This window comes from Sphingomonas sp. GC_Shp_5, from assembly GCF_026540855.1.
Lineage (GTDB): Bacteria > Pseudomonadota > Alphaproteobacteria > Sphingomonadales > Sphingomonadaceae > Sphingomonas.
Window position 1 is genome coordinate 1 of sequence record NZ_JALNUP010000049.1, and the last position, 9,164, is coordinate 9,164.

A 9,164-nucleotide genomic window follows, 5' to 3' on the forward strand; every position below is an offset into this window, starting at 1 on the left:
TTAAGCTTTTCTTGGGCCTTCTTCACGTATTGGTACGCGAGGCCCGAGATGAAGGCATAGCCCAGCACAGCGTGGATAAGCGCGACGATGACGATCGCGACCACCTTGCCACCGGACATCTTCTGGTCAGCATAGGCCATTCAGCAACGACACTCCCTAAATTCGTGGTCTCTTGGCGCGCCCCGGGGTTGGACGCGCACAGACCGCTGCCTCGGCAACGCCGGGATGGCAGGCCCTTCAGTCCTACCGCCCGGCTCGGTTACACGCAAACGCTTTGTCGGACGCAACAAACGTACAATCGTCTGAAGACAGATTTATTTCTGTATCGTTCAGCCTGTCCGCGGTAGCGCAACCGGCATGATGCCGCGATTTTGCCCCATTTTCGCCGCTGCGTTGGCAGCACTGTCCGTTCCCGCTCTGGCACAAGTCCCCGCCCCGCCCCGGGCAAATAGTGTCGCCGTTGCTGGCCCCGGCTATGCCGATCTCGCCGACCTGATTCTCGCCGCACCGGTGATCGCGGATGCCACCGTCCGCTCGACCGTCACGCTCAAGGGCGCCGACGCCGCCGGTGTCGCCCCCGGGCACACCCGCCTGTATGTCGAGGCCGACGTGGCGGCGCTGGTGCGCGGCGCCGGCGGCTTGCCGCCACGGATTGGCTATCTGCTCGATGCCGCGCCCGACGCGAGCGGCCGCATGCCCAAGTACAAGAAGGCCCGGGTACTGATCTTCGCACGGCCCGTCGCGGCCACGCCCGGCCAGGTCCAGCTGGTCGCCCCCGACGCACAGCTCGCTTGGAGCCCCGAGGCCGACCAGCGCGTCCGCCGCATCGCCCGCGAGCTGGTCGCGCCCGATGCGCCGCCGACTATCACCGGGATCAACAACGCCTTCCACGTCCCCGGTGCGCTGCCCGGCGAGGGCGAGACGCAATTGTTCCTGTCTACCGGCAATGGCGCGCCGGTGTCGCTCAGCGTGCTGCGCCGCCCCGGCGAGCAGACCCGTTGGGCGGTGGCCTTGTCCGAGATCGTCGACGAAGCCGCAGCGCCACCCGCGCCCGATACGCTGCTCTGGTATCGACTCGCCTGCTCGCTGCCCCCGCGCCTGCCCGAGCATGCCATCGCCTCGCTCAGCGCCGACGACGCCGCAGTCGCAGCGGAGGATTATGCCTTCGTGCTGGCGTCGCTCGGCCGCTGCGGCCGGACCCGCTCAGCCGGCTGAGGCGGCGCCCACCGCGAGCCATTGGCCGGTGGTTGATCCGGCCGCATCCAAAAACGCCGCGGCGGCATCGACATCGGCGGCCGCCGCGCCGACGCCGGCGACCACCGCATTGATCCGTCGGCCCGGCGCCTGCTCGATCGCCAGCGGCGCGATCGCCGCTCTGGCCTGGGCGAGCCACAATGGCGAGCCGCCCGCGGCGATGACGATGACGAGCGACTCGGCCCCGTTGGCGCGCACCAGCGCCACGAGATCATCGCCGGGGCCGACATGGACCCGCATCAGCGGCGGTGACGCACCAGCGTGATGCCGATCGACTCGCCCGCCTCGGCGATCGCAAGCTTGATGATCTTTACCTTCACCCGCAGCACCCGCGCGTCGGCGAGGAACAGCGTCTCGCAGATATGATCGGCGACGCCCTCGATGAGGGTGAAATGCACCCCCTCGGGCAGCGCCGTGGTCGCCGCATGCTTGAGATCGAGATAGTTCTTCGACGCGCCGAGCGGCGTATCCGGCAGGAACTGGCGCGGGCACACCAGGTCCACCGTCAGCGAGATCCGCAGCGGCTGCGGCAGATGAGTCTCTTCCGAGTAGATACCGGTGAGAACCTGAACCTCCAGGTCATGCACCTCGAGCTGAAGGCTGTCGTCCATGCCCCGCGCCTTTAGCGATTTTCCCGCGAAGGGAAACAGTGGCGTCGGTTTGCGGTGGTAGGCAATCCCTCCCCAGGGTCGATGAAGCGACCGCGCCCTCGCCCATTCCGCTTGCCATCCCGCACCCGCAGGCTAAGGGGCGCGGCCCGAGGCCTGCGGGTACGCCGCCGCAAGAGGAATGCGTGACCGTGATCGACTTCGTGCCGCTCAGCACCGTGCCGCCCGATGCGGTGGAAGCCTTGCTCGACCGTGCGTTCGGCAGCGACCGTCACGGCCGCACCGCCTACAAGGTGCGCGGCGACGGCGCCGCGCTCGACGCGCTCAGCATCGGTGCGATCGAGTCGGGCGCGCTGATCGGCACCATCCAATGCTGGCCGGTCACTCTTCATGGCGATGACGGCCGCGAGTTTCCCATGGTGATGATCGGCCCGGTCGCCGTCGCCCCCGATCGCCAGCGCGATGGGCTCGGCCGCCGGCTGATGACCCAGGCGCTCGACGCCGCCGTCGCCCACGGCCAGCATCACGCGATGATGCTGATCGGCGATCCCGAATATTATGGCCGCTTCTTCGGCTTTACCGCGGAGCGCACCGCCGGCTGGCGCCTGCCCGGTCCGGTCGAACGCCACCGCCTGCTCGCCCGCGGCGACCGCGTGCCGGCTGCCGCCGGTCTGCTCGGCCCGCATATGGTCACGCCGGTCGGCTGACCGTCGATACCGCCACGGCTGTGATCACCGCGGCGTCTTCACCGGCGACAAGGGTTTACGCGCCCGCCGTCGCCGCCTAGTCGCCGCGCATGCCCATGGACGAGCTGCCCGATCTCGCCACTCTCAGCCTCGCGCAGATCGCCACGCTGGTCGCCGAGCGGCGGCTGCCGCCGGTCGATCAGTGGAACCCGACGCGCTGCGGCGACAGCGAGATGCGTATCGCGCGCGACGGCACTTGGTATCATCAGGGCGCGCCGATCGGCCGCGAGGCGATGGTCCGGCTGTTTGCTACCGTGCTGCGCCGCGAGCCCGATGGCAGCCACGTGCTGGTCACCCCGGTCGAGAAGCTCGACATCCTCGTCGAGGATGCCGCCTTCGTCGCTGTCGAGCTCAAGGCCGATGGCGCCGGCGAGGCGGCGGCACTCACCTTCCGCCTCAACACCGGCGATCTCGTCACCGCGGGGCCGGAGCATGCGCTGCGCGTCGAGCAGGGCGACGACGGCCCCCGCCCCTATCTCCACGTCCGCGGCGGTCTCGAGGCGCTAGTCGCGCGCGCCGTCTATTACGAGCTGGTCGATCACGCGCTGCAGGCGGACGGCGACGCGACACCCGGCGTGTGGAGCAGCGGCGTGTTCTTCCCGCTGGCAGCGGCATGACGCTCGCCGAGCGCCTCGCCCTCGCGCTCGAGCGGGGGCGGCAGACCAATCCCAGGCTGCTCGCCGGCGACCTGCGCGACGGCGATGATCGCCCACATGACGCGATGACCCCCGCGGCCGTGCTCGTCGCGATCACTGATGCCCCCCGGCCCGGCGTCATCCTCACCCAGCGCACCGAGACGTTGCGCCGCCACGCCGGCCAAGTCGCCTTTCCCGGCGGCCGGATCGATCCCGGCGAGTCGGTGATCCAGGCGGCGCTGCGTGAGGCGGACGAGGAGATCGCCCTGCCGCCGAGCGCCGTGGAGGTGATCGGCGCCGTCGATCCGTATCGGACGGTGACCGGCTACACCGTCACGCCCGTGATCGGCGTCGTCCCCGCCGATCTGGTGCTGCGCCCCAGCGAGGCAGAGGTCGCCAGCGTGTTCGAGGTGCCGTTCGACTTTCTGCTCGATCCCGCCAACCACCGCGCCGCCTCCGCCACCTGGCAGTGCCTCGAGCGCCACTATGTGGAGATCCTGTGGGAGGACCGACGGATCTGGGGCGCGACCGCGGCGATGATCGTCAATCTGTCGCGGCGGCTGCCATGGGCCTGAGCGCGCGATCGACCTTGCCGTTGGCGAACCTTGCCGACCATGAGGGGCTGACCGCGCTCGTCGCCGCGCTCGACGGCGCGGCGGGCGGCGCGCGTTATGTCGGCGGCATCGTCCGCGACACCCTGCTCGGCATCGACGCCGCCGATGTCGATCTCGCCACCAGCTTCGCGCCGGCGGAGAGCATGCGCCGCATCCAGGCCGCCGGCATCAAGGTGGTGCCGACCGGGCTCGCCCACGGCACCGTCACCGCGGTGCTGCCGTCTGGCCCGGTCGAGGTCACGACGCTGCGCCGCGACGTCGCCACCGATGGTCGCCACGCTGTCGTTGCCTTTACCGAGGAGTGGCGCGAGGACGCCGCGCGGCGCGATTTCACCATGAATGCGCTCTATGCCGATCCAGTGTCGGGCGAGTTGTTCGATTATTTCGGCGGCATCGACGATCTCGCCGCGCGCCGCGTCCGCTTCATCGGCGATCCCTATCAGCGGATCGCCGAGGATCACCTGCGCATCCTGCGCTTCTTCCGCTTCCACGCCCGCTTCGGCGACGCCATCGACGATGCCGGGCTTGCCGCCTGTGCCGCGCGCAGCAACGATCTGATGGCGCTGTCGCGTGAGCGGATCGCTGCCGAACTGCTCAAGCTGCTCGTCGCTGCACGCGCGGTGCCGGTGATCGCGCTGATGATCGAGCGCGGCATCTTCCGCGCCGTGCTCCCCGAAATCACCGATGCCACGCCGCTCGCCGCGCTTGCCGCCCGCGAGGTTGCGGCGGGGATCCCGCCCGATGCCATCCGCCGGCTCGCCGCGCTGCTTCCCGCCGCGGCCGCCGAAACGGTTGGCGCCCGGCTCAAGCTTTCCAATCACGATCGCAAGCGGCTGGTTGCCGCCAGCGGGGGCCCGGGCAGCGAAGGCGCCCGCGCGCTCGCCTATCGGGTTGGCATCGCCTCGGCGGTCGATCGGCTGTTGCTGGCTGGCGCGGATGTCGCCGATCTCGCCGACTGGCGACCGCCGGCGCTGCCGTTCGGTGGCGGTGCCCTGGTCGGGCGCGGGCTGCGGAAGGGGCCGGACGTCGCCGCCGTGCTACGCCAAATCGAGACGGCGTGGATTGCCGAGGGATTCCCAGATGCACCGCGCGTCGAGCAGCTCGCCGACGACGCGGTGGCTCAGGCCCTCGCCGCGGCGACCATCGCCAGCGCGTCGCCCTCTTCGAGCGGCTGAGCGTAGAGATAACCCTGGCCGAAGGTGCAGCCCATCGCCGCCAGCGTCTGGGCAAGCTCGATATTCTCGATCCCCTCGGCGGTGGTCTTCATCCCCAACGCCTGGGCGAGGCTGAGGATCGCGCGGACGATCGCCACCTTGTCGCGGTCCGCCAGCATTCCTGAGATGAAGCTGCGGTCGATCTTGAGAATGTCGATCGGTAGTTTCTGCAGATAGGCAAGGTTCGAATAACCGGTGCCGAAATCGTCCATCGCCAGCGTCGTGCCGAGCGATTTCAGCGCATGCATGATCCCGGCGATGCGATCGGGATCGGTGACGATCGCGCTTTCGGTCAGTTCCAGCGTCAGCCGGTCGCCGGCAAGGCCATGGCCGATCAGCGCCGCTTCCACCACCGGCGCGATGTCGTCGCGCTGGAGCTGGATCGCCGACAGGTTGACCGCGAGCTTGACCCCGCAATGGCCGCCGAGCCGGGCGTCCCAGCCGGCAAGAGTGCGCGCGGCCTCGTCGAGTGCCCAGCGGCCGAGCGGGACGATCAGCCCTGATTCCTCGGCGACCGGGATGAAGTCGCTCGGCTGCAGCTCCTGGCCATCGGGGTTGCGCCACCGCGCCAGCGCCTCGAACGAGATCAGCGCGCCGCTGGCGAGATCGCGGATCGGCTGAAAGGTCAGCCGCAGCTGGCGCTGCTCGATCGCGCGGCGCAGCGCCGTTTCCATCGCGAACTGCTCGCGGGCGATGGTGAAGGCGCGGGTCTGGTAGGATTCGACATGGCCGCTGGTCTTGGCGCGCTTCACCGCGAACTGGGCGTGGCGGATCAGCTCCTCGGCGTCGCAGATCCGCTCGCCGCCGAAGGCGATGCCGATCGAGCATTCGACGCCGATCTCGTAATCGCTGAGCCGAAACGGCGCGGCGAGCGCGCGGTGGATGCGCGCCGCGAGCTGCTCGGCCTCCTCCGCCTCGGCATCGATTGCCATCAGGATGCCGAATTCGTCGCCGCCGATCCGCGCCAGCGTGTCGCTCGCGCGCACCGCGCCCTTGATCCGCCGCGCCACCGTGATCAGCAGCTCGTCGCCGGCGAGACCGCCGAGGCAGGCGTTGAGCCGGCCAAAGCGGTCGAGGTCGATCACCAGCACCGCGTGGCGGCTGGGGCCGCGCTGCGTCGCCTCGATCAGATCGCCGAACCCCTCGCGGTTGGGCAGGCCGGTGAGGCTGTCGGTGGTCATCTCGCGGCGCAGCGAGCGCTCGGTGTGGACCTGCAGCGTATGGTCGACGAAGGTGATCTGGCAGCGGTGGCGCTGCGCCAGCGCGGTGCGAGCCAGCGTCACCCGATAGTAGCGGCAGTCGATCGCTTCGCCGAGCGACCAGTCGAAATCGAGCCGGAGATCGTCGGAGCGCAGGAACTCGGTGATTCGCGGACCCAGCATCGCCAGCATCGGCGAACGATCGGCAACGATGCCGAGCCCGGCGAGCCGATAGGCGCGGTTGATCGCAACGAAATCGAGGGTGCTGCCGGTCTGCAGCAGATGCGCAGCCGGGATCGGCACCAGCTCCAGGCTCCGCTGCAGGAGCTCGGGATCGATGTCCGGCGGCATAAACGCGTCGGTCGAGGCGGAGGCCATGACCCCCGGCCTAGGGCCGGAATGTTAATGCAGGCTAAAGCTTGCCGCAGAGTCCGGCAAACTTGTCCGCCATGGCTCAGCCGAACTTGTTGTCGCGCGGGAAACCGGTCGGCGGCGTCCGCCCCGCCGCGCCGCGCGCCGCGCGCCACAGCGACAGGTCGCTCTCGGTCCGCGTCCGCCCGCTGTCGCCGCCCATCGCCCAGCTCATCCCCTCGGCGAACACGAAGGCGGTGGTGTCGGACAGGCTGCCCTCGCGGAAGCGCTGGAGCTGCACGCCCTGGCCGCGGCTCATCACCGGCACCTCGGCGATCGGGAACACCAGGAATTTGCGGTTGTCGCCTACCGCCGCGATGTAATCGGCATCGGCGCGGACCGGCCGCACCACGATCAGCTTGGCGCCGGGCCGCGGCGTCATCACCGTCTTGCCCTTGCGCGTCTCGGCGATCACCTCGGCGACCGGTACCAGGAAACCGCGCCCGTCGCTCGCCGCGATCAGCAGTTTCTCCTGCGCGCGCGCGTTGAGGAAGGCGACCACCGGCACGCTGCCATCGAGGTCGATCATCGCCCGCACCGGCTCGCCGAACCCGCGACCGCCGGGCAATTTGTCCGCCGCCAGCGTGTAGAAACGACCATTCTCGGCGGCGAGCAGCAATTTGTCGGTGGTCTGGGCGTGGAACGCGAACGCCGGGCCGTCGCCCTCCTTGAACTTCAGCGTCTCGGCGCCGGCGAGATCGACATGGCCCTTCATCGCCCGAATCCAGCCGCGCTGCGACAGCATCACCGTGATCGGCTCGCGCTCGATCATCGCCTCCAGCGGGATATCCCGGGTCGGCGCCGCTTCCTCGATCGTCGTCCGCCGCTTGCCGAGCACCGTCTCCAGCCCATAGCGATCGCGGATCTTGGCCATGTCGCGCTTCAGCCGCGCGCGCTGCTTCTTGGGATCGGCGAGCAGTGCGGCGAGCGTCGCCTGCTCCTTGTCGAGCTTGTCGCGCTCGCCCTTGATCTCGAATTCCTCGAGCCGCCTGAGCGAGCGCAGCCGCATGTTGAGGATCGCCTCGGCCTGGCGATCGGTCAGGCTGAACTCGTCCATCATCACCGCTTTCGGCTCATCCTCGGTGCGGATGATCTCGATCACCCGGTCGAGGTTGAGATAGGCGACCAGATAGCCGTCGAGCAGCTCGATCCGGTCGGCGATCTTGGCGAGGCGATGCTCGGTGCGCCGGCGCAGCACCACGAACTGATGCTCCACCCAGGCGGCGAGCGCCTCGCGCAGGCTCATCACCCGCGGCGTGCGATCCTTGTCGAGCACGTTCAAGTTGAGGCTGAACCGCGTCTCGAGATCGGTCAGCCGGAACAACCCGTCCATCAGCACCTGCGGATCGACGGTGCGGCTGCGCGGCTCGAGCACCACGCGGATCTCGGCATCGGATTCGTCGCGGACGTCGGCGAGGATGGGGAGCTTCTTGTCGTTGATCAGCGCCGCGATCTGCTCGATCAGCTTGCCCTTCTGCACGCCATAAGGGATCTCGCTGACGATCAGCTGCCAGCCGCCGCCCTTCTCGCGCTCGATTGCCCAGCGCGCGCGCACCCGGAACGAGCCGCGCCCGGTCGCATAGCTCTCCGCGATCACCGCCGGCGGATCCACCACCAGGCCTCCCGTGGGGAAATCGGGGCCCTTCACGTGGTCGAGGATCGCCGCGTCGTCGGCGTCAGGCCGGTCGATCAGCATGATCGCGGCATCGAGCAATTCGGCGGCATTGTGCGGCGGCACGCTGGTCGCCATGCCGACCGCAATGCCGCTCGCGCCATTGGCGAGCAGATTGGGGAACATCCCCGGGAACAGCTCGGGCTCCTGGTCCTCGCCATTGTAGGTCGGCCGGTAGCTGACCGCATCCTCGTCGAGCCCATCCATCAGGTCGATCGCGACCTGGGTCAGCCGCGCCTCGGTGTAGCGATAGGCCGCGGCGTTATCGCCGTCGATGTTGCCGAAATTGCCCTGCCCGTCGACCAGCGGATAACGCAGCGAAAACGTCTGCGCGAGCCGCACCATCGCGTCATAAACCGACTGGTCGCCATGCGGATGGTATTTGCCGATCACGTCGCCGACCACGCGCGCGCATTTCTTGTAGCCCTGCGATGGGTCGAGCCGCAGCAGCCGCATCGCCCACAGCAGCCGCCGGTGCACCGGCTTCAGCCCGTCGCGGACGTCCGGCAGCGAGCGCGCGGTGATCGTTGACAGGGCATAGACGAGGTAACGCTCGGACAGCGCACTGTCGAACGGCTCGTCGAGGATGCCGATCGGGGGGTCCTTATAGTCGGTGGTCATATCGGGAACACTAGCAGTGTCGGCCCAGCAATCAAACAGCGGCGGCGACGGAGGCGGACCTCCTCCGCCACGAGGAACCAGCGTTCACCTGGGGGGCGGCTCCAGGCCGTCATCCCAGCGAAAGCTGGGATCTCACGCTGTTGATCCCACCGACCCGCACCAACCCCATTCACCCCATCCCTCGCCCGCG

9 protein-coding genes and 1 pseudogene are annotated in these 9,164 nt (G+C 69.0%); 5 read left to right on the forward strand and 5 right to left on the reverse strand.

Annotation, left to right across the window (positions count from 1 at the left end; translation table 11 throughout):
- Positions 1–140: pseudogene (locus OXR60_RS19485) on the reverse strand (energy transducer TonB); the annotation flags it as partial.
- Positions 141–393: 253 nt separating this feature from the next.
- On the opposite strand from OXR60_RS19485, the gene OXR60_RS19490 reads away from it, so the two are divergent.
- Positions 394–1,215 carry a hypothetical protein gene (locus OXR60_RS19490; protein WP_267397716.1) on the forward strand — a complete coding sequence of 274 codons (822 nt, stop codon included), beginning with the start codon at positions 394–396 and terminating at the stop codon, positions 1,213–1,215.
- Here OXR60_RS19490 and OXR60_RS19495 read toward each other — a convergent pair.
- Positions 1,204–1,494 (reverse strand): Rossmann fold domain-containing protein, encoded by a 291-nt coding sequence (locus OXR60_RS19495; RefSeq protein ID WP_267397717.1) that lies wholly within the window; start codon positions 1,492–1,494, stop codon positions 1,204–1,206. The two genes, OXR60_RS19490 and OXR60_RS19495, sit on opposite strands and share 12 nt — an antisense overlap.
- Positions 1,494–1,865 (reverse strand): dihydroneopterin aldolase, encoded by a 372-nt coding sequence (locus OXR60_RS19500; RefSeq protein WP_267397718.1) that lies wholly within the window; start codon positions 1,863–1,865, stop codon positions 1,494–1,496. The genes OXR60_RS19495 and OXR60_RS19500 overlap by 1 nt, the downstream gene beginning before the upstream one ends.
- A gap of 188 nt (positions 1,866–2,053) precedes the next feature.
- Between OXR60_RS19500 and OXR60_RS19505 the strand changes: the two genes are divergently transcribed.
- The 4 genes from OXR60_RS19505 to OXR60_RS19520 all read left to right on the forward strand — a co-directional run bounded on the left by OXR60_RS19505 (position 2,054) and on the right by OXR60_RS19520 (position 5,032).
- Entirely contained in the window at positions 2,054–2,569 is a 516-nt protein-coding gene (locus tag OXR60_RS19505; RefSeq protein WP_267397724.1) for an N-acetyltransferase, read from the forward strand.
- 89 nt (positions 2,570–2,658) lie between these two features.
- Entirely contained in the window at positions 2,659–3,225 is a 567-nt protein-coding gene (locus OXR60_RS19510) for a DUF1285 domain-containing protein (protein WP_267397719.1), read from the forward strand.
- Positions 3,222–3,818: a CoA pyrophosphatase gene (locus tag OXR60_RS19515; RefSeq protein WP_267397720.1), complete on the forward strand. Its 597-nt coding sequence runs from the start codon at positions 3,222–3,224 to the stop codon at positions 3,816–3,818. The genes OXR60_RS19510 and OXR60_RS19515 overlap by 4 nt, the downstream gene beginning before the upstream one ends.
- Positions 3,809–5,032, forward strand: a complete 1,224-nt coding sequence (locus OXR60_RS19520) for a CCA tRNA nucleotidyltransferase (RefSeq protein ID WP_267397721.1) — start codon at positions 3,809–3,811, stop codon at positions 5,030–5,032. The genes OXR60_RS19515 and OXR60_RS19520 overlap by 10 nt, the downstream gene beginning before the upstream one ends.
- Here the strand turns inward: OXR60_RS19520 and OXR60_RS19525 are convergent.
- A complete protein-coding gene (locus OXR60_RS19525; RefSeq protein ID WP_267397722.1) occupies positions 4,978–6,648 on the reverse strand; it encodes a bifunctional diguanylate cyclase/phosphodiesterase in 1,671 nt (556 codons plus the stop codon). The two genes, OXR60_RS19520 and OXR60_RS19525, sit on opposite strands and share 55 nt — an antisense overlap.
- Before the next feature lie 76 nt (positions 6,649–6,724).
- Positions 6,725–8,974 (reverse strand): DNA topoisomerase IV subunit A, encoded by a 2,250-nt coding sequence (gene parC, locus OXR60_RS19530; RefSeq protein WP_267397723.1) that lies wholly within the window; start codon positions 8,972–8,974, stop codon positions 6,725–6,727.
- Positions 8,975–9,164: the final 190 nt, after the last annotated feature.

Excerpts from the sequence above, each read along its gene's own strand:
- OXR60_RS19495 (WP_267397717.1), bottom strand. The coding sequence starts at position 1,494 with ATGCGGGTCCATGTCGGCCCCGGCGATGATCTCGTGGCGCTGGTGCGC.
- OXR60_RS19500 (WP_267397718.1), bottom strand. The coding sequence starts at position 1,865 with ATGGACGACAGCCTTCAGCTCGAGGTGCATGACCTGGAGGTTCAGGTT.
- OXR60_RS19510 (WP_267397719.1), top strand. The coding sequence starts at position 2,659 with ATGCCCATGGACGAGCTGCCCGATCTCGCCACTCTCAGCCTCGCGCAG.
- OXR60_RS19515 (WP_267397720.1), top strand. The coding sequence starts at position 3,222 with ATGACGCTCGCCGAGCGCCTCGCCCTCGCGCTCGAGCGGGGGCGGCAG.
- OXR60_RS19520 (WP_267397721.1), top strand. The coding sequence starts at position 3,809 with ATGGGCCTGAGCGCGCGATCGACCTTGCCGTTGGCGAACCTTGCCGAC.
- OXR60_RS19525 (WP_267397722.1), bottom strand. The coding sequence starts at position 6,648 with ATGGCCTCCGCCTCGACCGACGCGTTTATGCCGCCGGACATCGATCCC.
- parC (WP_267397723.1), bottom strand. The coding sequence starts at position 8,974 with ATGACCACCGACTATAAGGACCCCCCGATCGGCATCCTCGACGAGCCG.